The organism is Mesorhizobium sp. M0808, assembly GCF_040320025.1.
GTDB lineage: Bacteria > Pseudomonadota > Alphaproteobacteria > Rhizobiales > Rhizobiaceae > Mesorhizobium.
Window position 1 is genome coordinate 1 of sequence record NZ_JAMYOX010000119.1, and the last position, 1,092, is coordinate 1,092.

At 60.0% G+C, this 1,092-nt stretch carries 2 protein-coding genes; both read left to right on the forward strand.

Going from position 1 to position 1,092, the window contains the following annotated elements:
• Positions 1–374: hypothetical protein (locus tag NKI25_RS36230; RefSeq protein ID WP_353000966.1), on the forward strand; the 374-nt coding region annotated here is incomplete at its 5' end.
• A 184-nt stretch (positions 375–558) separates the two neighbouring features.
• Positions 559–807: a hypothetical protein gene (locus NKI25_RS36235; RefSeq protein ID WP_352625530.1), complete on the forward strand. Its 249-nt coding sequence runs from the start codon at positions 559–561 to the stop codon at positions 805–807.
• Positions 808–1,092: the final 285 nt, after the last annotated feature.

A 1,092-nucleotide genomic window follows, 5' to 3' on the forward strand; every position in this document is an offset into this window, starting at 1 on the left:
TTCAATCAAGTGTACTTCACCTTACTCCCTATCCAAGGAAATTTGATGGCCGCAGGCCCCGCTTTCCGGGATGCAAACTGGGAGCGGATTTCGCCAATGTTTTGCCCGGTGTGGGAATTCCCACAGCCGAGCCTGGTTCGACTGTCATATCCTTGTTGCAACGTCAGGCCCGCCGGCTCGTGTGCAAGCCGGCGAAGGGAAAGGGAACAGTCATGAAATTCTTGGCTCCCGTCACAAAACTTGCTGCGGGGTTTCGCAAATTTGTCGCGCCGCGCTACCGCCCGGAGCTTTATTACATGCGTGGCCCGGGGCCAGCCACCGCCCGCCGTATAGGCACGCCGCGGCAAAACCAATCCACCGACCACTACGCCTAACTTCTCGCGGACGGCTGACGCTCTCCGCCCGGAGTGCCGTTCGCGCCGTTCCGTACCGGTCAATTCAGATCAATGAAGGGACGATCTGATCATGGTTATAATTCATGCTGCCGCCATTGGTCCATTTCGCAGGTGGTTACGCCTCCGCGCCGAGCGAAAAGCTCGCTTGTCGGCAACGGACCAGTTGAGCCGTTTACCCGATGACGTCCTTGGCGACATCGGCATCTCACGTGACGAAATCATGTGCGATTTGCGAAGCCGCGCCAACCGTCATGCGGAGGCAGGCGCGGCCGGCACGACGATCGAGCGCACCAGGATCGCTTCGGCCTCGATCCCGAAACGGTTGGCCGCCGGCAGTGGCTACGCCTCGGCCGAGATCCCCTTTGGCTGGTCCACGAGCGCGCGATCGAGCCTTACATCGCGGCTTCGATAAGCAGCGGCGCGCGGACGGGACCTTCGAACGGCACTACACCTGCAACCCCAAGGACTGAATGTTGACCGACGGGAGCTGGGGAGGATCTCAAAATGATCATGTCAGTTGTTAAGTCCTCGCGCCTGTGACGCTCGGCACCGTGCTGATCGCAATCAGTCCGGCTTCATTGTCGGCTTCTGACGCTCAGGACCTCGCGTTCGCTCACGCTGACATGCTAATCAAACAGCTGAAAGACGTCTATTTGGATTGCGAGCGGGGAGGCCGCCGGTGCGCTGGGGACGGAAG